We start from the raw sequence: 24,333 nt of genomic DNA, 5'->3' as shown, positions 1-24,333 counted from the left end.
TCAGCCGGCGATGAACACGTCGTCGAAGGATTTGTGCACGCCGAGACCGGTGGTGATCACGTTGCGCACGCGCCGGTCGTGGATGGTGGGGAAGGAGAGCTCCATCAGCCAGATCTGCGGAACCTCCTCGATCAGCAGCTTCTGCACCTCGCTGAACGCCGCCTGCCGCTCGGCCGCGGCGGCGGAGGTGCGGGCACGCAGGAACAGCGCATCCACCTGGGGGTTGGCGTAGCCGCCGGTGTTGGTGAAGGTCACGCGCTGGATGTTGGTGCTGACATAGGTCCGCTCCACGCCGAGCGTCGGGTCGCCGAACTGGTAGACGAAGTTGATCGTCGTCTCGTATTCCCAGTTGCCCACGCGCCTCGCCCAGGAGCCGGCGTCGGTGCTCTCCATCTCGAAGGCGATGCCGATGTTGCGCATCGCCTGGCGCAGGTATTCCGAAAGCCGCGTCCAGATCTCGCCATAGGGCAGCGCCATGTGCTTGAGCGTGAAGCGCACGCCCTGCGCATTGCGCGGGTATCCCGCCTGGTCGAGGATGCGGTTCGCCTCGGCCACGTTGAAGGCGGGCAGGCGCGCGGCCGGATCGTGGAAGCGCGTGGTGCTCGCCACCGGGTTGGTCGCCGGCTTGCCCACGCCAAACCACAGCCGGTTGACGATGAAGTTGCGGTCGATCGCCATGGACATGGCCCGCCGCACCCGCGCGTCGTCGAGCGGCTTCACGCGGTGGTTCAGCTCGATCCAGGACAGCGGCGAGAAGTATTCCCACCCCGCGGTATGCACCTCGAGGTTCTGGCGCTGGCGCAGCGCGGGGATGTCGAAGGGCTCTATGTCGTTGGTCTGGCTCAGCAGCACCTGCCCGGATTCGAGGGCGAGGCGCCGGCTCTGGCTGTCGGGGATGATGCGGTAGATGATGCTGTCGAGATAGGGCTGCCCCGGCTTCCAGTACTCCTCGTTGCGGTCGAGGCGGATGAAGTTGCCGCGCTGCCATTCGACGAAGCGGAAGGGCCCCGTGCCCACGGGCCGCTGCACCGCGGGCGCGGTGCGGTAGTCCCGCCCGTCGAAGAGGTGCTTGGGCACCATCGCCGCGGCGGTGGCGTCGAACATCAGCAGGAAGGGCTGGAAGGGCTGCTTCAGCACGATGCGCACGGTCAGCGGGTCGCGCGCCTCGCAGGTCTCGATGAGCTGGAAGATCGCGCGCGCGCGCGGCGCGAGTTCCATGTGGAACTTCGTGATGGAGAAGACGACGTCATCGGCCGTGAAGGGCTGGCCGTCGTGCCACTTCACGCCTTCCTGCAGGCTGAAGACGTATTCCTTGCCGTCCGGGCTGATCGTCCAGGACTTGGCCAGCAGCGGCTGCGGCTCGAGCGTCGGCGAGAAGGTCAGCAGCCCCTGGAACATCTTGGGTGCTGCGACCAGCGTCGGCCCCTGCTGGTTCACGCCGATCTGCAGCACCGGCGGCTCGGGGGTCAGCATCATCTGCAGCGTGCCGCCGCGGCGCGGCGCGACGCCCTGGGCAAGCGCGTCCTGCACGCTCATCAGGACGGGTGCGGAAGCGGCGGCCAGCAGGCCGCGGCGCGAAAGGGTCATCGTGTCGTCTCCCTTGACGAAGGCCGCAGGCTATCCCCGCGCCGCTGCCATCCACAAGCCGCGCCGCCCGCCCCCGCGTGGACAAGCCGCCCGGCGCTGCCTAGCCTCGCGGCAGCATGAAGACCTTCGCGCATCCCGACCAGGCAGGCCACACGCCCGAGTTCTTCCTCCAGCGCGGCCGGGTGCGGCGCAACTTCGAGGTGCCGGCCCGCGCCGCCGCGCTCGAGGCCGCGCTGCACCGCCTCGGCCTCGCCCCCGCCGTGCCCCCGCCGCTCCCACCCGGCGCGCTCGCTTCCGTGCACCGCGCCGACTACCTCGACTTCCTCGCCACCGCCGCGGCGGAATGGGCGAAGCTGCCCGATCCCGGGCCGGAGGTCGTGGCAAACATCCATCCGGTGCCGGAGATGGTCGCCCAGGGCGGACGCACGGGGGCGAACATCATCGCCCGCACCGGCTGGTACACCGCCGACACCGCCTGCCCCATAGGCCCCGGCTCCTGGGCGGCGATCCAGGCTGCGGCGGCCTGCGCGCTCGCCGCGGCGGCGGAGGCCGCGAAGGGCGGCACCGCCTATGCGCTCTGCCGCCCGCCCGGCCATCACGCCTATGCCGCACGCGCGGGCGGTCATTGCTACGTGAACAACGCCGCCCTCGCCGCGCAGCACCTGCGGGATGCGGGGGCCGCGCGCGTCGCCATCCTCGATATCGACAGCCACCACGGCAACGGCACCCAGGGCATCTTCTGGGAGCGCGGCGACGTGCTGACCATCTCCATCCATGCCGACCCGGACAACTACTATCCCTGGTTCGTCGGGCGCACGGCCGAACGCGGCGCTGGTGCCGGGGATGGCCGCAACATGAACCTGCCCCTGCCCTTCGGCACGCCCGACGAAGGCTGGCTCGACGCGCTGCGCTACGCCCTCGCGCCCATCCGCGACTTCAAGGCCGATGCGCTGGTGCTCGCCCTCGGCTTCGATGCCTCGAAGGACGAACCCCTCGGCGCGCTCGCCGTCACCGAGGAGGGCTTCCTGCGCGCCGGCGCCATGATCGGCGCGCTGCGCCTGCCCACCGTCATCACGCAGGAGGGCGGCTACAACGTGGATGTCATCGGCACCCTGCTCGAACGCTTCCTGACCGGCTGGAGCGCCGCATGACCGACGCCCTGCCCGCCGCCACGGATGCCGCCGCGATCCACGCCGCGACACTCACCCTCGACACGCATATCGACATCCGCTGGCCAGACCCGCCGGATCCCGCCTCCGAGTCCGACCGCCGCGTGGATTTCCCGAAGATGCGCCGCGGCGGTCTCAAGGCCGCGGTGTTCATCGCCTACACGCCGCAGGGCCGGCGCGACATCGAGGGCCTGACGAACGCCGCCGCGCGCGCCGAGGCGATGCTGCGCCACATCCGCGCCCGCGCCGACGGCACGACGCGCATCTTCTGCCGCAGCGCCGCCGAACTCGAGGCCGCGCATGCCGCCGGCGCGCTCTGCGTGCTCTCGGCGGTCGAGAACGGCAACGCGCTCGCGCGCGACCTCTCGCGCCTGCGCCTCTGGCGCGACCTCGGCGCGATCTACCTCACCCTCACCCATGACGGCCACAACGACCTCGCCGACGCCGCTCGCCCCAAGCCCGAACTCGGCGACGCCGAGGCCGAGCATGGCGGCCTCTCGGGCCTCGGCCGCGACGCCATCCGCGAGATGAACCGCATCGGCATGCTCGTGGACGTCTCCCACGCCGCCAAGACCACGATGATGCAGGCGGCCGAGCTCTCCCGCGTGCCGGTCGTCGCCACCCATTCCTGCTGCCGGGCGCTCTGCGACCATCCGCGCAACCTCGACGACGAGCAGCTCGACATGCTGCGCGCGACCGGCGGCCTGATCCAGATCACCGCGCTCGACGCCTTCCTCCGCCCCGCCCCGCCCGGCGGCAAGTCGCCCGCGACGGTGAAGGACATGGTGGACCACGTGGACTACGCCGTGGCACGAATCGGCATAGACCATGTCGGCCTGTCCTCGGATTTCGACGGCGGCGGCGGCCTGCCGGGCTGGAAGGATGCGGGGGAGACGATGAACCTCACCGCCGAGTTGCGCTCGCGAGGCTATGGCCCGCGCGAGATCGAGCTGCTCTGGTCGGGCAATTTCCGCCGCCTGATGCGCATCGCGGCCCGCGCATGCGAAGGCTGATCGTCGCCGCGCTCGCGGCGCTCCTCGCGCTGCCCGCCGCCGCGCAGCAGCGCGCCGCGCCAGCCCCGGCCGGCGGGGCCGACCACCCGATGGTCGGGCGCTACGAGGGCGCCGTGCAGCGCCTGCGCCAGCAGCGCGACTATGCCGAGATGCGCATCGTCACCGGCCAGGTGCTGGGCGCCCACCGCGTCCCCGGCGGGCCGCGCGCCACCGAGGCCAACAGCACCGCGGTGGCAGGCCGCGCGCTGCGCATGCGCTACGAGGGCCCCGAGGGGCGCTCGCCGCTCGAACTCGTGCGCAACTGGCAGCAGCGCATGGAGCGGGACGGCTTCCGCACCGTCTTCGCCTGCGAGGGGCGCGGCTGCGGCGGCACCGGGGCCGACCTCTGGTTCGCGGTGACCGAGGCGCAACCGGTCAACGCGAACATGCCCTCGAACTGGGACGGCCAGGCCTATGCCGCGCTGCGGCTCGAACGGCCGCAGGGCGATGTCTGGGTGGCCATCCTGTCGGTGCCGGGCGGGGGCAACCGCCCGCCCGTGACGCTCATCGACGTGGTCGAGACGCGCCCGATGGAGACCGACCGCATCGTCTTCGTCGATGCCGCGGCGATGGAACGCGCCATCGCGGCCACCGGGCGCGTCGCGCTCTACGGCATCCGCTTCGACACCGACCGCGCCGAGCCCCGCCCCGAATCGCGCCCCACCCTCGAGGAGATCGCGAAGTATCTCCGCGCCAACCCCGCCGTCTCGGTCATCGTCACCGGGCATACCGACAACCAGGGCGCTTTCGACTACAACCTCGATCTCTCGCGCCGGCGCGCCGCGGCGGTGGTCGCGGCCCTGACGCGCGACTTCGGCATTCCCGCCGCGCGGCTGACCGCCTTCGGCGCCGGCATGGCCGCGCCCGTCGCCGCCAACGACACCGAACAGGGGCGCGCGCAGAACCGAAGGGTGGAAATCGTCCGCCGCTGAAAATCGTATAGGTTGATATTCGCCCCGCCTCGCGCCACGCTGGCGCGACGCCATGACCATCGCCCGCATCGCCACCTTCGCCTTCTCCGGCATCGAGCCGGTGCCGGTCGAGGTGCAGGTTCAGATCGCCCCCGGCCTGCCCGCCTTCCTCCTCGTCGGCCTGCCGGACAAGGCGGTGACCGAGAGCCGCGAGCGCGTCCGCGCCGCTCTCACGGGCCTCGGCCTCTCGCTTCCGCCCAGGCGCGTGCTGGTGAACCTCGCCCCGGCCGACATCCTCAAGGAGGGCTCGCACTACGACCTGCCGATCGCGCTGGCGCTGCTCGCGGCGATGGAGATCATCCCGAAGGAGGAGGCGGCGGGCTATGCGGCGCTCGGCGAACTCTCGCTCGACGGCGCCATCATGCCGGTCGCCGGCGTGCTGCCCGCGGCCCTCGGCGCCTCGGAGCGCGACCTCGGCCTGATCTGCCCCGCCGCGCAGGGCGGCGAGGCCGCCTGGGCGGGCCGCATCGAGGTGCTCGCCGCGCCCTGCATCCATGCGCTTCTCAACCATTTCCGCGGCACGCAGGTGCTGGCGCCGCCCGCGCCGCCCGCGCCCGCCCCGGCCCTGCGCGGCGGCCCCTGCCTTTCGGAGGTGAAGGGGCAGGAGAGCGCGAAGCGCGCCCTCGAGATCGCCGCCGCGGGCGGGCACAACCTGCTGATGATCGGCCCGCCGGGGGCGGGCAAGTCCATGCTCGCCGCGCGCCTGCCAGGCCTGCTGCCCGACCTCTCCCCGGCCGAGGCGCTCGAGGTCTCGCTCGTGCATTCCATCGCCGGCCTGCTCGAAGGCGGCCGCCTCGTCACCCGCCCGCCCTTCCGCGAGCCGCACCACTCCGCCTCCATGCCCGCGCTGGTCGGCGGCGGCGCCCGCGCGCGGCCGGGGGAGATCAGCCTCGCCCATCGCGGCGTGCTGTTCCTCGACGAATGGCCCGAGTTCCCGCGCCCCGCGCTGGAAGCCCTGCGGCAGCCCATGGAGACCGGCCGCACCACCATCAGCCGCGTGCACGCGCATGTCACCTACCCCGCGCGCTTCCAGTGCATCGCCGCGATGAACCCCTGCCGCTGCGGCCATCTCGGCGAGCCGGGCCGCGAATGCGCCCGCGCGCCGCGCTGCGGGGAGGACTACCAGGGCCGCCTGTCGGGGCCGCTGCTCGACCGCATGGACCTCACCATCGAGGTGATGCCGATCGCGCCCGCCGAACTCGCGCGCGCGCCCGCGGGCGAGACCTCCGCCGCCGTCGCCGCGCGCGTGCATGCCGCGCGCGCCGCCCAGCGCGCCCGCTGGGGCGAGGACGGCCCGCGCAGCAATGCCGAGGCCGCGCTGGAACACCTGCTGCCGCTGCTCGAAGCCGAGGCCGGCACGCTGCTCGAGACCGCCGCGACGCGGCTGCGCCTCTCCTCCCGCGCCCATGTGCGCATGCTGCGCGTCGCGCGCAGCATCGCCGACCTCGCCGGCAGCACGAGCATCCGCCGCGCCCATGTGGCCGAGGCGCTCGCCTTCCGGCACCGGATGCCCGGCCGCGCGGCGGCCTGAGCGCCGCGTCGGGCGCGCAGTGCGTCCCTGCCCGTCACTCGCCCTGGCGGAACGCATCGGCGATCCGCCGCACCGTCCCGTCCGCGGCCACCAGGACCACATCGAAGCGCATCCCCGCGGCGCCATGGCCGGGATTCGCCGCCAGCCAGCACTCCGCCGCCGCGGCGAGCCGCGCCCGCTGCCGCGCGCCCAGCGCGAAGGCCGCCTCGCCCAGCGAAGGCCGCGCCTTCACCTCGACGAAGGCGAGCAGCCCCTCGCGCTCGGCGACCAGGTCGAGCTCCCCCGCGGGCGTGCGCGCGCGGCGCGCCAGCACCACCCACCCCTCGCGCGCGAGCGCCGCCGCCGCGGCTGCCTCGGCCTCGCGCCCCGCTGCGTTCGCCCGCCGCCCCCGCAGCATCCGCCGCGCCGTGTCGCCCGGTTCCGCCATGGGGCTATCATGCGGCGATGCTGCTCCGCCGCGCCATCCTGCTGCTGCTCCTCCTCACCGGCATCGCCCAGGCGGGAACGCCCGCGCGCCGCCACATGGTCGCCGCCGGCCATCCGCTCGCCGCCGAGGCCGGCCTCGCCGTGCTGCGCGAGGGCGGCACGGCGCTCGACGCGGCCATCGCCGTGCAGATGGTCCTCACCCTCGTCGAGCCGCAATCTTCGGGCATCGGCGGCGGCGCGCTGCTGCTGCACTTCGACCGCGCCACCGGCCGCATCGCCGCCTGGGACGGGCGCGAGACCGCCCCTGCCGCCGCCGGCCCCGACCTGCTGCTGCGCGACGGCCGCCCCATCCCCTTCCTGCAGGCGATGGCGAGCGGGCGCGCGGTCGGCGTGCCCGGGACCGTCGCCATGCTCGAAGCCGCGCATCGCGCCCATGGCCGCCTGGCCTGGCCGCGGCTGATCGCGCCCGCCATCCGCCTCGCGGAGGAGGGCTTCCCGATCAGCGAGCGCCTCGCGCGCGACATCGCCTCCGACATGCTGCTGCTGCGCCGCGACCCCGGCGCCGCCGCCTATTTCTTCACCGAGGCCGGGCTGCCGCTGCCCGCCGGGCATCGCCTGCGCAACCCCGCGCTGGCCGCCACGCTGCGCGCCATAGCGGAGCAGGGCGCCGCCGCGCTGGCCCGCGGCCCGATCGCGGAGGATATCGTCGCCGCCGTCGCGCGCCACCCCTCGCTCCCGGGCGCGATGACCACCGCCGACCTCGCCGCCTATGCGCCGCGCCTGCGCGAGCCCGTGTGCACCGCCTATCGCCGCCACCGCGTCTGCGGCTTTCCGCCGCCTTCCTCGGGCGGCGTCGCGGTGGCGCAGATCCTCGGCCTGCTCGCGCATACCGACATGCCGCGGCTCGATCCGCGCGGGACGGATGCGGCGCATTGGCTCGCCGAGGCCGGCCGCCTCGCCTTCGCCGACCGCAACGCCTGGCTCGCGGATGCCGATTTCGTCCCGGTCCCGGTCCGCGGGCTGCTCGATCCCGCCTACCTGACCGCCCGCGCGCAGCTGATGGACCGCGACCGCGCGCTCGCGAACCCGCGCCCCGGCAACCCGCCCTGGCGCGAGACGCGCTTCGCCCCGCAGGCCGAGGAGTTCGGCAGCGGCACCAGCCACCTCTCGATCGTGGACGCGCACGGCAACGCCGTCTCCATGACCACCACCATCGAGGCGCTGTTCGGTTCGCGCATCATGGTGCGCGGCTTCCTGCTCAACAACGAGCTGACCGACTTCTCCTTCCTGCCCGAGCGCGACGGCCGCCCCGTGGCCAACCGCGTCGAGCCGGGCAAGCGCCCGCGCTCCTCCATGGCGCCGACCATCATCATCGACGCCGCGGGGCGGCTGCATGCGGTGCTCGGCTCACCCGGCGGGGCGCGCATCATCGGCTATGTCGCGCAGGCCGTGGTGGCGCTGCTGGATTGGGAGATGCCCGCGCAGGAGGCGGCCACCCTGCCGCGCATCGTCACCCAGGGCAGTGCCATCGAACTCGAGGCCGAGACGCCCGCCGCGGCGCTCGCGCCTGCGCTGCGCGCGCGCGGGCACGAGGTGCAGATCCGCGACATGCCCTCGGGGCTTCAGATCATCCGCGTCACGCCCGAGGGGCTCGCGGGCGGCGCCGATCCGCGGCGCGAGGGCGTGGCGATCGGCGACTGAGGATCGGGGAGGGGAAACCCGCCCCCCTGCCCCGCCGCGCGGCCTGGCTTCACGCCGCGTTGCGCGCGATGGCGGGCATCGGCATCGCGTCGTCGCGGCCTTCCTCCACCGCGTGGCAGGCCACCATCGCCTCGCCCGCGGGCTTGAGCTCGGGCCTCTCGCGCCGGCATCGCTCGTTCGCGAGCGGGCAGCGCGGATGGAAGGCGCAGCCCGAAGGCGGCGTGATCGGCGAGGGCACCTCGCCGCCCACCGGCACGCGCTCCCGCCCCGTCATGTCGAGGTCCGGGATCGCCTCCATCAGCGCGCGCGTGTAGGGGTGGCGCGGCGCTCGGAAGAGCGTCTCGGCCGGCGCGAGTTCCGCCAGCCGCCCGAGATACATCACCCCGATCCGGTCGCTGACCTGCCGCACCACCGCGAGGTTGTGGCTGATGAAGAGGTAGGTCAGGCCGAAGCGCTGCTGCAGTTCCTTCATCAGGTTCAGGATCTGCGCCTGCACGCTCACGTCGAGCGCGCTCGTCGGCTCGTCGCAGACCAGGAATTCGGGGTTCGAGGAGAGCGCGCGGGCGATCGAGATGCGCTGCCGCTGCCCGCCCGAGAACTCGTGCGGGAACTTCTGCCCATCGAGCGGCGAGAGCCCGACCTGCGTCAGCAGCTCAGCGACCCGGCTCTCCTGCTCGGCGCGGGAACGCACGAGGCCGAAGGCACGGATCGGCTCGGCGATGATGTCCGCCACGCGCCAGCGCGGATTGAGCGAGGCGTAGGGATCCTGGAAGATCATCTGCATGCGCCGGCGCTGCTCGGCCATGCTGCGCGCCTGCGCGAGATCCTGCCCGTCGAAGCGCACCTCGCCGGCCGTCGGCGCATAGAGACCGACCGCGAGCCGCGCCACGGTGGACTTGCCGCAGCCCGATTCCCCCACCAGCGAAAGCGTCGTCCCCTTCGGGATCGTGAAGGAGATGCCGTCCACCGCGCGCAGCGTGCGCCGGCCCTCGCGCGCGATCAGCCGCTGCAGCAGCGGCCGCGACACGTCGAAGTAGCGCGCGAGGTCGCGCGCCTCGAACATCGGCGTCGCGTCACTCACGGTCCGTCTCCGTGTCGAACAGCCAGCAGGCGGCGCGCGTGGTGGCCGCATCCATCAGCTCGGGCCGCTGCCTCCGGCACTTCTCGAACACCTGCGGGCATCGCGGATTGTAGGCGCAGCCCTCGGGGATCGCCGAAAGGCGCGGCATGGCGCCGTCGATCTGCGCGAGCCGCTCCACCCGCCGGTCGAGCGGCGGGATCGAGGCCATCAGCCCCGCCGAATAGGGATGGTTCGCATGCTTCACCACCTCCCGCACCGGCCCGATCTCGACGATCCGCCCGGCATACATCACCGCGACACGGTCCGCCGTCTCCGCGATCACGCCCATGTCGTGGGTGACGAGCATCATCGCCGTCCCCTTCTCGCGCGCGAGGCGCTTGAGCAGCGCTATGACCTGCGCCTGGATCGAGACATCGAGCGCCGTGGTCGGCTCGTCCGCCACGATCAGCCGCGGCTCTGCGCAGAGCGCGAGCGCGATCACCACGCGCTGGCGCATCCCGCCGGAGAACTCGTGCGGGTAGCTGTCGATGCGCTGCGCCGCGGCCGGGATGCCGACGAGCTCCAGCCACTCGATCGCGCGCCTGCGCGCCTCGGCCGGGCCGATCGGAAGGTGCGTCGTCATCGTCTCCGCGAGCTGCCGCCCCACGGTGTAGAGCGGGTTCAGCGTGGTCAGCGGGTCCTGGAAGATCGCACCGATCTCCTTGCCGCGGATGCGGCGCATCTCCTCGTAGCGGAGGTTGTCGATGCGCCGCCCGTCGAGAAGGATTTGCCCGCCGGCGATGCGCCCCGGCGGCTCGAGCAGTCCGATGATGGCAGCGCCCGTCATGGACTTGCCCGCCCCGGATTCGCCTACCACGCCGAGCACCTCGCCCGGCGCGATCTCGAAGGACACGTCGTCGAGCGCGACCAGCGTTCCGCGCCTGGTCGGGAACTCGACGCGCAGGTTCCTCACCTGCAGCAGGGGTGCGGCGTTCGACATCAGCGCAGCTTCGGATTGAGCGCGTCGCGCAGCCAGTCGCCCAGAAGGTTGACCGACAGCACCATGGCGATGAGGGCGAGGCCCGGGAAGATCGTGATCCACCACTCGCCCGAGAACAGGAAGTCGTTGCCGATCCTGATCAGCGTGCCGAGCGAGGGCTGGGTCGGCGGCACGCCGACCCCGAGGAAGGAGAGCGTCGCTTCCGCGAGGATCGCGAGCCCGAGGTTCAGCGTGGCCACCACCAGCACCGGCCCCATGACGTTGGGCAGCACATGGCTGACCATGATGCGCGCGCGCGGCACGCCGATCACCCGCGCGGCCTGCACGTACTCCTTGTTGCGCTCGACCAGCGTCGAGCCGCGCACCGTGCGCGCGAATTTCGGCCATTCGCTGATGCCGATGGCGAAGATCACGACGAACAGCGCGATCTCGGCATGCACCTCGCGCGGCAGGATCGCGCGCACCACCCCGTCCACCAGCAGCGCCACCAGGATCGAGGGGAAGGTGAGCTGGATGTCGCAGATGCGCATCAGCAGGCTGTCGAGCGTGCCGCCCACATAGCCCGCGAGCAGCCCGAGCGTGACGCCGAGCAGCGTCGCAAAGGCGGTGGCCGAGATGCCCACCAGAAGCGAGACGCGCGCCCCGTACATGATGGCCGAGAGCATGTCCCGCCCCTGGTTGTCCGTCCCGAGCAGGAACTCGCGCGCGCCGTCCTCGTGCCAGGCCGGCGGCTTGAAGGCGTCGATCAGGTTCAGCGAGGCGAGGTCGAAGGGGTTGTGCGGCGCGATCCAGGGGGCGAAGGCCGCGCCCAGGATGCACATCGCCGCCACGATGGCCGAAAGCACCGTCACCGGCGATCGCGTGAAGGACCACCAGAGATCGGAATCGAGGAAGCGCCTGATGGCAGCGGCCATGGCTCAGTGCCCCCCCTTCCCGCGCCCGATCCGCAGCCGCGGGTCCACCGCGTAGTAGAGAAGGTCCACGATCAGGTTGATGGTGACGAAGACGAGGGCGATCAGCAGCAGATAGGCGCTCATCACCGGGATGTCGGCCGCACCGACGGACTGGATGAAGAGCAGCCCCATGCCCGGCCACTGGAAGACGGTCTCCGTCACGATGGCGAAGGCGATGATGGCGCCGAGCTGCAACCCGACCATGGTGATGACCGGCACCAGCGTGTTCTTCAGCGCATGGCCGAAATGCACCACGCGGTTCGGCAATCCCCGCGCGCGGGCGAACTTGATGTAGTCGGTGCGCAGCACCTCCAGCATCTCGGCCCGCACCAGCCGCATGATCAGCGTGAGCTGGAACAGCCCGAGCGTGATGGCCGGCAGGATCAGCGCCTTCAGCCCCGAAACCGTCAGGAAGCCCGTCGTCCAGAAGCCGATCCGCACCGTGTCCCCGCGCCCGAAGGAGGGCAGCCAGCCGAGCCATACGGCGAAGACGAGGATGAGCAGGATGCCGATCAGGAAGGTCGGCAGAGACACCCCGACGAGACTGAAGGTGAGGAAGAAGCGCGACAGCCAGGAATTGCGGTAGAGCCCCGTGTAGACCCCCATCGGCACGCCGACCAGCAGCGCGATCCCGGCCGCGGTGAAGGCGAGTTCGAGGGTCGCCGGCGCGCGCTCGGCGATCAGCTCCGCCACCGGGCGGGAGAGCCGGTAGGACAGGCCGAACTCCCCCTGCGCCGCGTTGACGACGAAGGTGGCGAACTGCACCCAGAAGGGCTGGTCGAGCCCGAGCTCGGCGACCAGCGCGTCACGCTGCGCCTGGGTGTAGTCCTGCCCGAGCATGATGGCGACCGGATCGCCCACATAGGCGAACATCGCGAAGGAGATCAGCGCCACCGTGAACATCACGGGCAGCGCCTGCAGGATGCGGCTGAGGATGAAGGCGAACATCAGTGTGCTCCGGCGCGGGCGCGGCGGGCTGCCCCGCGCGCCCGCGCCCGCGGGTCAGTTCATGCGCGCCCAGCGGAAATAGGGCTGGTTGTTGGCCATGTGCGGGATCTGGAAGTTGGCCCGCATCGCCCACGGGATCATCTGGTGGTGCAGCGGGATGTGCGGCACGTCCTCGCGGTAGATGCGCAGCGCCTCGCGGATCGCGTTGTTCCGCGCCTGCCCCGACTGGTTCACCATGATGTCGATGAGCTGGTCCATGTGCGGGTTGGAATAGCGCCCGTAGTTCCAGATGCCGTTGCCCTGGCCGCCGTCGCGGGTGCGCAGCAGCGACTGGAAGGAATAGAGCGCATCGAGCGTCGGCACGCCCCAGCCCAGCAGGTACATCGAGGTGTCCTCGCGCTGGATCTTGGCGAAGAACGGCCCGAGCGGCATCGCGTTGAGCTGCGCGCGCACCCCGATGCGCGCCCACATCGCCACGATCGCCTGGCAGATCTGCTCGTCGTTGATGTAGCGGTTGTTCGGGCAGTCGAGCGTGAAGCCGAAGCCGTTCGGATAGCCCGCCTCGGCCAGCAGCGCGCGGGCGCGGTTGGCGTCGAAGGGCAGGCGCACATCCTCCTCGCGCGAATAGCCGTTGACCTGCGGCGGGAAGAAGGTGCCGGTCACCACCGACTGGCCGCGCATCACCGTGCGATGGATCGCCTGGATGTCGATCGCGTGATAGAGCGCGCGGCGCACCCGCAGGTCCTTGAACGGGTTGCGGTCCGTCACGTCGGAATAGAGCAGCCGGTCGCGGTGCACGTCCATCGCGAGGAAGATGGTCCGCACCTCCGGCCCTTCGAGCACGCGGATGTTCTGCGCCTGGCGCAGGCGGTTGAGGTCCTGCAGCGGCGGGTCGAGCACGAAGTCGATCTCACCCGAGAGCAGGGCCGCGATGCGCGTCGCGTCCGAGGAGATCGGCCGATAGACGATCTCGGTGATGTTCGCCTCGCGGCTCGCGGGCTCGTTCCAGCCCCACCAGTCGTTGTTGCGCGCAAGCACGGTGCGCACGTCGGGCTCGCGCGAGGCGAGGCGGAAGGCGCCGGTGCCGTTGGTGTTGCGGGTGGTGTGCATCTCCTCCCGCTGGCGGGTGTTCTGCGGCCGCGTCGCGTTGTGCTGCTCGGCCCAGGAGCGCGACATGATCATCAGGGAGGCGATCTTGTTCGGCAGGATCGGGTCCGGCACGCGGGTGATGATGTCCACCACCAGCGGCTCGACCTGCACGGCGCGGTCGATCGTGTCCACGAAGATGCCGTAGTTCGAGGTCGGCTGCTGGGCGCGCGTGACGGAGAACACCACGTCGTCGGCGGTGAAGGCCTGGCCCTCGTGGAACTTCACGCCCTCGCGCAGCCAGAAGCGCCAGCGCGTCGGCTCCTGCTGCTCCCAGCGTGTCGCGAGGCCGGGGGCGAGGCCCAGATCCTGCGTGCGGCTGATCAGCGCATCGTAGATCTGCTGCAGCACCATGGTCACGGTGCCGAGGTTCTGGCTGTGCGGATCCATCGTGTTCGGATCGCCCGAGGCCGACCAGCGCACCGTGCGCGCATCGGCGCCCGCGGCCCCGAGACCGACGGCCAGCGCGGCCGCCCAAAGCCACTTTCGCATCGTGATCTCCCCTCGTTCCGGCACCGGTCAACCGGCCCGGCTGCTCCCAGAAGGCGGCGCCTATAGGCCGCCGGCCGGCGGGGGGGGAAGGGGTCTGCCCCTCCCCCGGCGCCTGGCCGGCGAATTCCAGCACGAGCGTGAAGCCCACCGCCAGCACCACGGGGCCCAGGAACAGCCCGAGGAAGCCGAAGGCGAAGACGCCGCCCACCGCCCCGAGCAGGGTCAGCAGCAGCGGCAGCCGCGCCCCGCGCGCGATCGCCCAGGGCCGGATGATGTTGTCCACCGAGGAGATCACGAGCCCCCCATAGAGCGCCATGAAGATCCCCCATCCCGTCTCGCCTTGGGTGAAGAGCCACAGGCTCGCGGGGATCCAGACCAGCGGCGCGCCCACCGGGAAGATCGAAATCACCCCCGCGACCACGCCGAGCAGCACCGGCTGCGGCACGCCCGCGACGGCGAGACCGATCGTGGTCAGCACGCCCTGCGCCACCGCCGTGCCCACCAGCCCCCAGACCACGCCGCGCGTCACATCCGCGCTCAGTCGCAGCATGCGCGCGCCCATGCCGCCGCCCAGCCGCGCGAGCAGCGCCTCCGCCCGCGCGGCCATGGCGGGGCCGTCGCGGTAGAAGAAGAAGGCGAAGAGGATCGCGAGCAGCAGCTCCGCGAGCCCCGACAGCGCCGCGAGCAGCAGCGCGACCGCCTGCTGCGTGATGACCCCCGCATGGGGCCTGAGCAGCCCCGTCAGGCCGAGCAGGTCGAACTCGCCCTCCCCGATCCAGTCCTGCACCCAGGGCCCGACCACCGGCAGCCCCGAGAGCCAGGCGCCGAGCTCGGGCAGGCCGCGCACCAGCAGCGCCTCGAAGCTCGCCTGCAGGGAGGCGATCTCCTCCCGGCTGGTCGGCGTGGCGAGCGCGATGGGCAGGCCCACCAGCACGAACAGCGCCGCCACCATCACCCCCGCCGCGACGCCGGCGGGCAGGCGCAGCCTTTCGCGGAGGAAGGCGAAGACCGGCCAGGTCGAGAAGGCGAGGATGACCGCCCAGAGCAGCGCCGAGACGAAGGGCCGCAGCACCAGAAGGCAGGCGACGCCGAGTGCCGCCAGCGCCGCGATCCCGATGATCCGCGCCACGCGCGGGGTGTCCATGGCCATGGCGCGATCCTGCCCCAGCCCGGCCCCGGGCGCGAGGCTGGCCGCGCGCCCCGCGCGCCGCTAGCCTCCGCCCCCTTTCGTCAGGCCACGAGGATCCCGCCGCCATGCCGCGTTTCGCCGCGAACCTGTCCATGATGTTCAACGAGGCGCCCTTCCTCGACCGCTTCGCGCTCGCCGCCCGGGCCGGCTTCGAGGCGGTGGAGTTCCTCTTCCCCTACGAGTTCCCCGCCGCCGAGATCGCCACGCGCCTCAGGGACAACGGCCTCAGGCAGGTGCTCTTCAACGCGCCCCCGGGGGACTGGGCGAAGGGCGAGCGCGGCATGGCCGCCCTGCCCGGCCGCCAGGCCGAGTTCCGCGACGCCATCCTCAAGGCGCTCGACTACTGCGCCGCGCTGTCCTGCCCGCGCCTGCACGTCATGGCCGGCCTCAAGCCCGAGGGCGTGCCGCATGACACGCTGACCGCGGTCTATGGCGCCAACCTCGCCTGGGCGGCGGAGGAATGCGCCAAGGCGGGCGTGAAACCGGTGATCGAGCCGATCAACCACCGCGACATCCCCGGCTTCTTCCTCAACACCACCGACCAGGCGGCGGCGATCATCAACGCCGTCGGGCCGGAGAAGGTCGGGATGCAATTCGACCTCTACCACTGCCAGATCACCGAGGGGGACATCGTCAAGCGCGTGGAGAAGCACCTGCCGCTGATCGCCCACATGCAGGTGGCCGACAATCCGGGCCGCAACGAGCCCGGCACGGGGGAGGTGAACTGGCCCTTCGTGTTCCGCCGGATCGACGAACTCGGCTTCCGGGGCTGGATCGGCTGCGAATACCGCCCGGCCGGGGAGACGACGGCGGGCCTCGGCTGGTTCGCGCCCTACCGGCGCGCGGCCTGAGGGCCGGGGGCGCGCTCCGCCGACGGGCCGGGCGGATCCGCGGCGGCAAGCGCGCAGTCGCGCGCGAAGGCCGTCATCTCGCGCACCAGCGCCTCGCGGTTCACCGCGACGCCGATCTGCTCGCCGATCACGATGCGGGCCTCGGCCGCCGCGGCGCCGGGCTCGGCCGCACGGGCGCGGGCGAGCGCGGCGCGGAAGGCGCCGCGGTCGAGCCGCACGCTCACCCGGTCCTCGCCGAAGGCCACGGCGGCCGGCGACACCCCGGCCCAGCGCCCCGCCGCATCGGAGAAGCCGAAGGCGACCGGGCTGCCCCGCGGGGCCTGCAGCCCCGCGACCTCGACCGTCCAGGCCGGCCCGGAGGGGCAGCCCATCTCCAGCACCAGCGCGGCATAGTCCATGCCGAGGCCCGAACCGAGCACCGAGAGCACCGGCCGCCCCGACCCCGGATCGGTGACGCGCACGAAGCTGTCCTGCGCCGAGGCGGGCGTCGTGGCGAGGCCGAGCGCCAGCCCGGCCAGCCCGGCCATCGCCGCCGCGCGCATTCGCGAAAATGGGCACTTCGCCATTTTTTGGACCATGCTGCTGGGGATATCTACCATCACGGTCATTGACTCGACCACGGATTTTTTTGCAGCCGTTCGAGTCGCCCGGGCGCGGCATGTTCCTCCACCCCACCCTCGGCTATGTCTCGCCCCCCGCCAGTCGGTTCCGGCGCCGCGTCCGTGGCGCCCAGGTGAATGGAGAGACCCCAATGAAGATCGCGTTCATCGGCCTCGGCATCATGGGCCGCCCCATGGCCGGGCACCTCAAGGCCGCGGGCCACGATATCACGGTCGTCGAGCGCCGCAGCCTCACCGCCGAGGACCGCGCCAACTTCGCCGTCGCCCCCGATGCCCGCACCGCCGCCGCCGGGGCGGAGGCCGTGATCCTCATGGTCCCCGACACGCCGGATGTGGAGGCGGTGCTGTTCGGCGCGGGCGGCGTGGCCGAGGGGCTGAAGCCCGGCACGCTGTTGATCGACATGTCCTCGATCAGCCCGACCGCCACCAAGCAGTTCGCCGAACGGATCGCGGCCCTCGGTGGCGACTACGTGGATGCCCCCGTCTCCGGCGGCGAGGTGGGCGCGAAGCAGGCGAGCCTCACCATCATGTGCGGCGGGACCGAGGCCGCCTTCGCCCGCGCCAGGCCGCTCTTCGAGGCGATGGGCAAGAACATCACCCTGGTCGGCCCGGTCGGCGCGGGGCAGACCTGCAAGGTCGCCAACCAGATCATCGTCGCGCTCACCATCGAGGCGGTGGCCGAGGCGCTGACCTTCGCCTCCAAGGCGGGTGCCGACCCGGCCAAGGTGCGCCAGGCGCTGATGGGCGGGCTCGCCACCTCCCGCATCCTCGAACTGCACGGGGAGCGCATGATCAAGCGCACCTTCGCCCCCGGCTTCCGCATCAGGCTGCACCAGAAGGACCTGAACCTCGCGCTGCAGGCGGGGCGGGACCTCGGCGTGGCGCTGCCCAACACCGCCTCGACCCAGCAGCTCTTCTCCGCGGTCGCGGCCGCCGGCGGGGCCGACCTCGACCATTCGGGGCTGGTCAAGGCGCTGGAGACGCTCGCCGCGCACAAGGTCGCCGAGGAGGGCTGATGCCCGGCGGGCGGGGCTCCGGCCCTCGCCCGCCGCCCATCGGCGTCGCAGGCTCCGCGCGCGCATCCCCGATCCCGCAGGTCGCGGCCATGGAACCGCGCGCGCGGCGCCCCCCCCCGCCGCGCCCGCAGGGCCACCGGCGCGGCAACGGCCACGCGCCTGGAACGGATTACGATACGCCGAAGCGGGGAATGAGATTTCGTCTCGAAAAACGTCTTGAACTTCGTTAAGGTCTTTTGACCGTTCCCCCGCGGAGAGTGCCATGCGTTTCGCCGAAATCGGCCAGCAATTGCGGGCCTACCGTCTCGAATCCGGCCTGCGCGCCGAGGAGATCGCCGCCCGCCTCGGCGTCTCGCGCGCCGCCCTCTATCGCTACGAGAAGGGCGAGGTCATCAAGCTGGACACGATCCGGCGGCTGGCCGAACTGCTCAAGATCTCGCCGCTCTCGCTGCTCGGCATCGGCGTCGAGTATTTCGGCCGCCCCGCCGCCTTCCAGGAGCGGCTCCGCCAGGTCGAGGAGCAGTCCGACCAGGTGCTCCAGGTCGGCGGCGCCCTCTGCTACCCCGTGACCACAGACGCCTTCGACGGCGCGCTGGCCGAGGCCTGGACCGAGGTCGCCGACGCCTCCCCCGACCGCCTCCTCGCGCGCACCCAGACCGAGCAGATGCTCGGCCTGCTGACCGCGCGCAAGCGCCTGCACCTCTCCCGCAAGCCGAACATCATCGCCATCCTCTCCGAAGGCGCGATCGCCCGCATGCTGACCGACGGCGTCGCCGCGGGGCTCGCCGTCTCCGACCGTGCGCGGATGCGCTGCCGCCTCGCCGCCCGCGCCGAGGCCGAGGCCATCGCCGAGCACATGGAAAGCGTGCCGATCGGCCTGCAGATCGGCCTGATCTCCGGCCCCGAGCCCTCCGCCTCCTTCATGGTGATGCGCGGGCGCGAACGCGCCCATGTCGTGGGCAGCGCCTTCGCCGCCGATGCCCATCCCACGGCGACGACCGGAGTCTCCTTCATCACCGCCGCGGACGAGGCGGTGGGCACCCACCAGCGCGTCGCCGAGGCCGCCTGGCGCGACGCCCTCAAGGGCCCCGAGGCCGCCGCCCGCCTGCGCGCCCTGGTCAAGACGCTGGCCGGCGGCTGACCACGGGCGGGCCGACGGCCCGCAACCGCCTGCCCCGGACCGGCGCGCGAATGGTCTGGCCCTTCGCCGGCCGGCATCGCGCGCGGGGCGGGTGCGGCGTCCGCGAGCCAAGCCTCGTCCTGCCACCCTGCGGGCAGCCGCGGATGATCCGTTGTCGGCCGGGAATCGGCCGCACGCGCCACGCCGCCAGGCGGGACGGCGAAGCCCTCGCCCCGGCGCGTCACAGCCGCTTGCGCGCCACCACCACCTCGGGGTCCTCCGCGCTCGGCTGCACGCTGAAGCCCAGCGCCCGCACGAAGGCGATCATCGGCCGGTTCTCCGCCAGCACGCTGCCCTCGATCTCCGCGAGCCCGGTCGCGCGGCCCCAGTCGAACAGCCGCTCCATCAGGTGCCGCGCGAGGCCCTGCCCCTTCCAGGCCGGGTCCACGATCACCGCGAACTCCCCGCGCTCCCCGCCCGGCTCGCGGATCAGGCGCGCCACCCCCACGGTGCGGTCCGCACCGGCGGGGCCGCGCTCCACCGCCACGAAGGCCATCTCCCGGTCGTAGTCGATCTGCGTCAGCCGCGCGATCTGCTCCGGGCTCAGTTCCGCCAGCGCCGAGAAGAAGCGGTAGCGGATGTCCTCCGCGCTCAGCCGCCGGAAGGCCTCGGCATGGGCCTCCGCATCCTCGGGGCGGATCGGCCGCACCATCACCTCGCGCCCGTCCCTGCCCCGCCAGGGCCGCGCGAGGTCGGACGGATAGGGCGGGATCGCGAGGAAGCCGCGCTCGCCCTCCGGCCGCAGCGCGATGGAGGCGTCGAGCGCCATCACCCCTTCCCCGTCCGCGACCAGCGGGTTGATCCCGACCGTGCGGATCGCGGGGAAATCCACCGCGATCTGCGACAGCCGCACCAGCGCATCCGCGATCGCCGGGATGTTCGCCGGCGGATGGTCCCGCCAGCCGGCCAGCAGCCGCGCCGTGCGCGTGCGCCGGATCAGCGCGTGCGCGAGCGGCAGGTTCAGCGGCGGCAGGTCGAAGCCCTCATCGGGGTCGATCTCCGCCGCCGTCCCGCCACGGCCGAAGGCGATCCAGGGGCCGAACATCGCATCCTCGCCGAGCCTGAGGCGCAGCTCCTGCCCCCGCCCGGCCTGGCGCTGCACCAGGAAACCGGTGATGCGCGCCCCGGGCCGCGCCGCCGCGACGCGCGCGGCCATCGCCACCGCCGCCTGCCGCACCGCCGCCGCCGAGCCGAGGCCGAGCACGACGCCCCCCACCTCCGTCTTGCGCGCGATGTCCGGGCTCAGCACCTTCAGCACCACGGGGAAGCCCAGCATCGCCGCGGCATCCGCCGCCTCCTCCGGCCCCGCCACGGCCCGCCCCGGCACCGTCGGCAGCCCATAGGCGGCGAGCACCGCCAGCGCCTCCTCCTCGGTCAGGTCGAGCCGGCCGGCGGCGCGCACGGCAGCCAAGATGCTCTCGACCCGCGACCTGTCGGGGGCGAGTTCCAGCACCTCCCGCGCCGGCAGTTCCGCCGCCGCGGCGCGGTTGCGCCGGTCCTGCACCAGATGGAGCACGCCGCGCACGGCCGCCTCGGGCGTGGGGAAGGCGGCGACACCGGCCTCGGCCAGCCGCGCCCGCTGCGGCCCCGCCGTCGCCTGGCCGGGCCAGCCGACCAGGATCGGCGCCCCCCGGTTGGCCCTCACCGCCGCGGCCAGCGCCTCGCGCACCACATCGGGGTCCGCCTCGGGCGTGGGCGCGTGCAGCGCCACCACCGCATCCACCTCCGGCAGCGCGGCGAGCATCGCCGCCGCCTCGCCCAGCCGCACCGCCTCCCCGGGGCCGAGCACCAGCGGGTTGGCCCCGCCGACGCCCTCCGGCAGCCCGAGCGCGAGCGCGGCAACCTCCGGCCCCGAAAGCGCCGCGAGCCGCGCCCCGCCCGTCAGCGCCGCATCCGAGGCCAGCACGCCGAGCCCGACGCCGTTCGTCACCACCGCGATGCGGTCCCCCGACCCGGGCCGCCCGGCGCGCATCGGCACGCGGACCCGCGCCAGCGTCTCGGCCGCGGCGAAGAGGTCCTCGAGCCCCGCCACGCGCAGCACCCCCGCGCGGCGCAGCGCCGCCTCCATCACCGCATCCGCCTCACCCGAGGCGTCGGCCAGCCGCCCGCCCGCGCGCAGCGCCACCACCGGCCGCGTCCGCGCCGCCGCCCGCGCCGCCGAGACGAACATCCGCCGGTTCCGGATGCGGCGCAGGTCGAGCAGGATCGCCCCCGTCCCCGGGTCCCGCGCCAGCCAGTCGAGGATCGCCGCGAAGCCGATGCCGTGGTTGCCGCCGATGCCGACGACATGGCTGAAGCCCACGCTCTCCGCCGCCGCCCAGTCCAGCACCGCCCGCGCGATGGCCGAGGATTGCGTCACGAGGCCGAGCCGCCCCTTCCCGATCGGGATGTGCGAAAGCGTGGCGTTCAGCCCGATCCCCGGCACCGCCACGCCGAAGGAACCCTGCCCGAGCGCCCGCACCCCCGTTGCCGCCTCCAGCGCCCCGAGGTCCGGCGCGGGCCCCGGCACCATGGCGGCATGGCAGCCCTTCTCCGCCAGGGCGCGCATCGCCGCCGCGAGTGCGGGTGGTGGCAGGCAGAGCACGGCGAGGTCGGGTGTTGCGGGCAGCGCAGCGATATCGGGGAAGGATTCCAAGCCCGGCCAGGCCGGGCCCACGGCCATCAGCCGGCCCCGGAACCCCCCCGCTGCGAGATTGCGCGCCAGCACCGGCGCCTCGGCGCTGCCGTCGGCCGCGACCAGCACCACGCTGCCCGGCCGCAGCAGCGCCGTGTCGCGGAAGCCCCCCCGCCGGGGCGCGTGCAGGCTCGGCAGCATCCTGCGCCGCAGCATGATCGCCCGCGCCGTCGCGGGCAACCGCGTCGCCCCCTTGCCGCGCCGCCCGGCCGCGCGTCCACTCCCACCGCCACAAGGAGAGCAGCATGAGCCAGGACCGCTGGGACCCCGAGATGCGCGCCTTCACCGCCATGATGGAAGAACGCGCCCGCGCCTTCCCGCCGGTGCGGCTCGAACTGCCGCTCGATGCCGCGCGGGTCTCCAATGACGGGCCCGGCCTCGCGCTCGCCGCCGCGGGCGGCCCCCGCATGGCCGAGAGCAGCGACCGCTGGCTGCCCATCCGCGGCCGCCGCCTGCTCTGCCGCCTGCATCGCCCGACCACCGGGGCCGGCCTGCCCGTGCTGGTCTACATCCATGGCGGCGGCTGGGTCTGGGGCAGCGTGGACACCCACGACCACATCATGCGCGCCTATGCCGCCGCCGCGGGCTGCGCGGTGCTCGGCCCCGACTACGCCCTCAGCCCCGAAGCGCCCTTCCCGCAGGCGCTCGAGGAGTGCGCCGCCGTGGTGCGATGGGTCGCGCGGCACGGTCCGGAATGGGGGCTCGACCCCGCGCGCATCGTCATCGGCGGGGATTCGGCGGGCGGCAACCTCGCGCTCGCCACCGCGCTGCTGTTGCGCGAGACCGACCCCTGCCTCGCGCTGCGCGGCCTGCTGCTCAACTACGGCGTCTTCGACAGCCGCACCGACACGCCGTCCTACGTCAAGTTCGCCACCGGCCACACCCTGACGCGCGAGAAGATGGCGTTCTACTGGCGCTGCTACGCGCCCCGCGAGGCCGACCGCCTGCACCCGCTGGCCGCCCCGCTGCGCGCCGACCTCGCCGGCCTGCCGCCCTGCCTGCTGCATGTCGCGGAACTCGACGTGCTGGCGGCGGAGAACCACGCGATGGAGAAGCGCCTGCGGGCGGCGGGCGTTGCGGTCGAAGCCCGGACCTTCCCCGGCACGCTGCACGGGTTCCTGCGCGCGATCGGGCATGTGGGGAAGGCCGATCAGGCGGTGCGCGAGGCGGGGGAATGGCTCGCGCGGCGGCTCGGCTGAAGGCGGGGGGAGAAGGGAACTTCTCCCCCCGCAACCCCCTCAACCTTCTCTGGGACTTACAGCGCCACCCCCGGCCATTCCTCGCCCGTGATCTCCGGCTCGTCGAAGGCCGCATGCCGCTCCGCATGCCCGGCGATGTCGGCCGCGAGCAGCCGCGCGCACACCGCCTGCGCCAGGCGCTGCGCCCCGGCCGAGATCGCCGGCACGTCGCCCGTCACCTTCCCGTGGCTGAGCGTCGCGGCGAAGTTGAAGCAATGCAGCCGCGCGAGGTGCGGCGCCGCACCGGGCACCCGTTCCGTGAAGGCGAAGCCCTCGTCGAGCCAGGGATTCAGCGCCAGCGCCTCGTCCCGCTCCTCCGCCGGCGGCGCGTAGGCATCGCGCCAGAGCCGGATGTCGCCCGCCACCTCAGCCAGTTCCGGCCGCAACGTCACATCCTGCAGGAAGCCGGTGCCGAGGATAACGAAATCCGCCCGCACGGCCCCGCGCGGCGTTGTCAGCACCAGCGCCTCGCCCTCCCGCGCCACGGCCTCGATCCCCGCCCCGGTCAGCAGCGTCGCGTTCGCGTGCTCGGCCACGCGCCGGACGCTCTCATGCGGCGGTGGGGTCTGGCGCCGTTCCACCGCGAGCATCAGCCGCCAGCGCCATTCCGCCGGCAGGCCGAACCAGCCATGCCAGAAGCCGCGGCTGTCCAGCGCCTTCGAGGAGTTCACCCGCGGCAGCGCCTGGCGCCGCAGCAGCATCGTCATCCGCCCGCAGCCCGCCTCCAGCGCGGCAGCCGCGTTGTCGAAGGCCGAGGCCCCGGCCCCCACCACCACCACATGCCTACCGGCGAGCGCGGCGAAATCCACCGCATCGGCCGAATGCGCCCAGAACCGCCCGCGCCATTCCGGCGCGAAGCCGTCCAGGATGCGCGGCCCGCCGAGCCCGTCCCGCCCCGTCGCCAGCACCACATGCCGCGCGAAGGCCACCCCGCCATCGGCCAGCGCCAGCCGGAACAGCGCGCCCTCCGGCACGATGCGCGCCACACCCACGCCGTTGCGCACATCGAGGCCCGAGACGCGCCGGTACCAGCGCAGGTAGTCCATCCACATCCCGGTCGGGATCTTGCCCAGCGCCTCCCAGGCGGCTGCACCGTGCTGCGCCTCGAACCAGGCGCGGAAGGTCAGCGCGTCGAGCCCGAGCGCCGGACCGGCGAGCTGCTTCGGGCTGCGCAGCGTCCGCATCCGCGCATAGGTCGCCCAGGGGCCTTCCAGCCCCGCCGGCGCGGGGTCGAACAGCGCCACCCGCCGCACCCCCTCGCGCCGCAGCGCGAGCCCCGCGGCGAGCCCCGCCATCCCCGCGCCCAGGATCGCGACATCGAGCGCGGCGCGGCCATCGGGGGCCGTCGTCTCGGGCACCCAGTCCGGGGCGGGCTCCTGCAGCCGCTCCAGCGCCTCGGCCAGACGGGATTCGAGGGCGATCAGCCCCGGTGCGGGATCATGCTTCATCGCGCCGCACCATAGGCCCCCGCCGCCCCTGGCGGGAGGGCCGCCGATCCCCGGCACGGCGCAGCCTTCTCACGGCCGGCG

At 73.1% G+C, this 24,333-nt stretch carries 19 protein-coding genes and 1 pseudogene; 9 read left to right on the top strand and 11 right to left on the bottom strand.

All coding sequences use genetic code 11. The features are described 5' to 3' along the window. Nucleotides 1–1,587: an ABC transporter substrate-binding protein gene (locus FHS88_RS08855; RefSeq protein ID WP_246419744.1), complete on the bottom strand. Its 1,587-nt coding sequence runs from the start codon at nt 1,585–1,587 to the stop codon at nt 1–3. Between the two features lie 116 nt (nt 1,588–1,703). Between FHS88_RS08855 and FHS88_RS08850 the strand changes: the two genes are divergently transcribed. The 4 genes from FHS88_RS08850 to FHS88_RS08835 are packed head-to-tail and all read left to right on the top strand — an operon-like array spanning nt 1,704 to nt 6,310. Continuing rightward, nucleotides 1,704–2,738 carry a histone deacetylase family protein gene (locus FHS88_RS08850; protein ID WP_184483682.1) on the top strand — a complete coding sequence of 345 codons (1,035 nt, stop codon included), beginning with the start codon at nt 1,704–1,706 and terminating at the stop codon, nt 2,736–2,738. Next, nucleotides 2,735–3,769, top strand: coding sequence for a dipeptidase (locus tag FHS88_RS08845; RefSeq protein WP_184483680.1), 1,035 nt, complete (start codon nt 2,735–2,737; stop codon nt 3,767–3,769). The genes FHS88_RS08850 and FHS88_RS08845 overlap by 4 nt, the downstream gene beginning before the upstream one ends. Next, nucleotides 3,757–4,740, top strand: coding sequence for an OmpA family protein (locus FHS88_RS08840; protein WP_184483678.1), 984 nt, complete (start codon nt 3,757–3,759; stop codon nt 4,738–4,740). Before FHS88_RS08845 ends, FHS88_RS08840 begins: the two co-directional genes overlap by 13 nt. A gap of 52 nt (nt 4,741–4,792) precedes the next feature. Further along, a complete protein-coding gene (locus FHS88_RS08835) occupies nt 4,793–6,310 on the top strand; it encodes a YifB family Mg chelatase-like AAA ATPase (RefSeq protein ID WP_184483676.1) in 1,518 nt (505 codons plus the stop codon). A gap of 34 nt (nt 6,311–6,344) precedes the next feature. Here FHS88_RS08835 and FHS88_RS08830 read toward each other — a convergent pair whose 3' ends face one another. After that, nucleotides 6,345–6,737: a YraN family protein gene (locus FHS88_RS08830; protein ID WP_184483674.1), complete on the bottom strand. Its 393-nt coding sequence runs from the start codon at nt 6,735–6,737 to the stop codon at nt 6,345–6,347. A gap of 17 nt (nt 6,738–6,754) precedes the next feature. Between FHS88_RS08830 and ggt the strand changes: the two genes are divergently transcribed. Then, on the top strand, nt 6,755–8,437 hold the full coding sequence (ggt, locus tag FHS88_RS08825) for a gamma-glutamyltransferase (RefSeq protein WP_184483672.1): 1,683 nt from the start codon (nt 6,755–6,757) through the stop codon (nt 8,435–8,437). Nucleotides 8,438–8,486: 49 nt separating this feature from the next. On the opposite strand, the gene FHS88_RS08820 is transcribed toward ggt, so the two are convergent. The 6 genes and pseudogenes from FHS88_RS08820 to FHS88_RS08795 form a co-directional block, all read right to left on the bottom strand. Further along, entirely contained in the window at nt 8,487–9,518 is a 1,032-nt protein-coding gene (locus tag FHS88_RS08820; protein WP_338146476.1) for an ABC transporter ATP-binding protein, read from the bottom strand. After that, entirely contained in the window at nt 9,511–10,497 is a 987-nt protein-coding gene (locus FHS88_RS08815; RefSeq protein WP_184483670.1) for an ABC transporter ATP-binding protein, read from the bottom strand. The genes FHS88_RS08820 and FHS88_RS08815 overlap by 8 nt, the downstream gene beginning before the upstream one ends. Next, the gene (locus FHS88_RS08810; RefSeq protein ID WP_184483669.1) at nt 10,497–11,411 is read right to left on the bottom strand and encodes an ABC transporter permease; all 915 of its coding nucleotides are present in this window, start codon (nt 11,409–11,411) and stop codon (nt 10,497–10,499) included. The genes FHS88_RS08815 and FHS88_RS08810 overlap by 1 nt, the downstream gene beginning before the upstream one ends. A gap of 3 nt (nt 11,412–11,414) precedes the next feature. Then, on the bottom strand, nt 11,415–12,398 hold the full coding sequence (locus FHS88_RS08805) for an ABC transporter permease (RefSeq protein WP_184483667.1): 984 nt from the start codon (nt 12,396–12,398) through the stop codon (nt 11,415–11,417). 54 nt (nt 12,399–12,452) lie between these two features. Next, a complete protein-coding gene (locus FHS88_RS08800) occupies nt 12,453–14,036 on the bottom strand; it encodes an ABC transporter substrate-binding protein (protein ID WP_184483665.1) in 1,584 nt (527 codons plus the stop codon). Nucleotides 14,037–14,232: 196 nt separating this feature from the next. Further along, nucleotides 14,233–15,180: pseudogene (locus FHS88_RS08795) on the bottom strand (AI-2E family transporter); the annotation flags it as partial. A 110-nt stretch (nt 15,181–15,290) separates the two neighbouring features. On the opposite strand from FHS88_RS08795, the gene otnI reads away from it, so the two are divergent. Further along, on the top strand, nt 15,291–16,076 hold the full coding sequence (gene otnI, locus FHS88_RS08790) for a 2-oxo-tetronate isomerase (RefSeq protein ID WP_184483663.1): 786 nt from the start codon (nt 15,291–15,293) through the stop codon (nt 16,074–16,076). Here the strand turns inward: otnI and FHS88_RS08785 are convergent. Beyond that, complete coding sequence (locus FHS88_RS08785) at nt 16,058–16,618, bottom strand: hypothetical protein (RefSeq protein WP_184483661.1); 561 nt, start codon at nt 16,616–16,618, stop codon at nt 16,058–16,060. The two genes, otnI and FHS88_RS08785, sit on opposite strands and share 19 nt — an antisense overlap. Nucleotides 16,619–16,827: 209 nt before the next feature. Here FHS88_RS08785 and FHS88_RS08780 point away from each other — a divergent pair, with 209 nt between their 5' ends. Further along, on the top strand, nt 16,828–17,712 hold the full coding sequence (locus tag FHS88_RS08780) for a 2-hydroxy-3-oxopropionate reductase (RefSeq protein ID WP_184483659.1): 885 nt from the start codon (nt 16,828–16,830) through the stop codon (nt 17,710–17,712). Between the two features lie 262 nt (nt 17,713–17,974). Beyond that, complete coding sequence (locus tag FHS88_RS08775; protein WP_184483657.1) at nt 17,975–18,853, top strand: helix-turn-helix domain-containing protein; 879 nt, start codon at nt 17,975–17,977, stop codon at nt 18,851–18,853. A 220-nt stretch (nt 18,854–19,073) separates the two neighbouring features. On the opposite strand, the gene FHS88_RS08770 is transcribed toward FHS88_RS08775, so the two are convergent. After that, complete coding sequence (locus tag FHS88_RS08770) at nt 19,074–21,707, bottom strand: bifunctional acetate--CoA ligase family protein/GNAT family N-acetyltransferase (RefSeq protein ID WP_184483655.1); 2,634 nt, start codon at nt 21,705–21,707, stop codon at nt 19,074–19,076. 104 nt (nt 21,708–21,811) lie between these two features. Here FHS88_RS08770 and FHS88_RS08765 point away from each other — a divergent pair, with 104 nt between their 5' ends. Next, the gene (locus tag FHS88_RS08765; protein WP_184483653.1) at nt 21,812–22,765 is read left to right on the top strand and encodes an alpha/beta hydrolase; all 954 of its coding nucleotides are present in this window, start codon (nt 21,812–21,814) and stop codon (nt 22,763–22,765) included. Between the two features lie 56 nt (nt 22,766–22,821). Here FHS88_RS08765 and FHS88_RS08760 read toward each other — a convergent pair whose 3' ends face one another. Next, entirely contained in the window at nt 22,822–24,252 is a 1,431-nt protein-coding gene (locus FHS88_RS08760; protein ID WP_184483651.1) for an FAD-dependent oxidoreductase, read from the bottom strand. Nucleotides 24,253–24,333: the final 81 nt, after the last annotated feature.

The sequence above is a fragment of the Neoroseomonas alkaliterrae genome (genome assembly GCF_014199195.1).
Taxonomy (GTDB): domain Bacteria; phylum Pseudomonadota; class Alphaproteobacteria; order Acetobacterales; family Acetobacteraceae; genus Neoroseomonas; species Neoroseomonas alkaliterrae.
The sequence above is the reverse complement of the archived record's forward strand: the minus strand, read 5'-3'. Positions and strand labels throughout refer to the sequence as shown.

Coding starts and splice junctions, on each gene's coding strand:
- FHS88_RS08800 (WP_184483665.1), bottom strand. CDS start 14,036: ATGCGAAAGTGGCTTTGGGCGGCCGCGCTGGCCGTCGGTCTCGGGGCC.
- FHS88_RS08805 (WP_184483667.1), bottom strand. CDS start 12,398: ATGTTCGCCTTCATCCTCAGCCGCATCCTGCAGGCGCTGCCCGTGATG.
- FHS88_RS08785 (WP_184483661.1), bottom strand. CDS start 16,618: ATGCGCGCGGCGGCGATGGCCGGGCTGGCCGGGCTGGCGCTCGGCCTC.
- FHS88_RS08830 (WP_184483674.1), bottom strand. CDS start 6,737: ATGGCGGAACCGGGCGACACGGCGCGGCGGATGCTGCGGGGGCGGCGG.
- FHS88_RS08760 (WP_184483651.1), bottom strand. CDS start 24,252: ATGAAGCATGATCCCGCACCGGGGCTGATCGCCCTCGAATCCCGTCTG.
- FHS88_RS08815 (WP_184483670.1), bottom strand. CDS start 10,497: ATGTCGAACGCCGCACCCCTGCTGCAGGTGAGGAACCTGCGCGTCGAG.
- FHS88_RS08775 (WP_184483657.1), top strand. CDS start 17,975: ATGCGTTTCGCCGAAATCGGCCAGCAATTGCGGGCCTACCGTCTCGAA.
- FHS88_RS08845 (WP_184483680.1), top strand. CDS start 2,735: ATGACCGACGCCCTGCCCGCCGCCACGGATGCCGCCGCGATCCACGCC.
- FHS88_RS08850 (WP_184483682.1), top strand. CDS start 1,704: ATGAAGACCTTCGCGCATCCCGACCAGGCAGGCCACACGCCCGAGTTC.
- FHS88_RS08810 (WP_184483669.1), bottom strand. CDS start 11,411: ATGGCCGCTGCCATCAGGCGCTTCCTCGATTCCGATCTCTGGTGGTCC.
- FHS88_RS08855 (WP_246419744.1), bottom strand. CDS start 1,587: ATGACCCTTTCGCGCCGCGGCCTGCTGGCCGCCGCTTCCGCACCCGTC.
- FHS88_RS08840 (WP_184483678.1), top strand. CDS start 3,757: ATGCGAAGGCTGATCGTCGCCGCGCTCGCGGCGCTCCTCGCGCTGCCC.
- FHS88_RS08780 (WP_184483659.1), top strand. CDS start 16,828: ATGAAGATCGCGTTCATCGGCCTCGGCATCATGGGCCGCCCCATGGCC.
- ggt (WP_184483672.1), top strand. CDS start 6,755: ATGCTGCTCCGCCGCGCCATCCTGCTGCTGCTCCTCCTCACCGGCATC.
- otnI (WP_184483663.1), top strand. CDS start 15,291: ATGCCGCGTTTCGCCGCGAACCTGTCCATGATGTTCAACGAGGCGCCC.
- FHS88_RS08765 (WP_184483653.1), top strand. CDS start 21,812: ATGAGCCAGGACCGCTGGGACCCCGAGATGCGCGCCTTCACCGCCATG.
- FHS88_RS08770 (WP_184483655.1), bottom strand. CDS start 21,707: ATGCTGCCGAGCCTGCACGCGCCCCGGCGGGGGGGCTTCCGCGACACG.
- FHS88_RS08835 (WP_184483676.1), top strand. CDS start 4,793: ATGACCATCGCCCGCATCGCCACCTTCGCCTTCTCCGGCATCGAGCCG.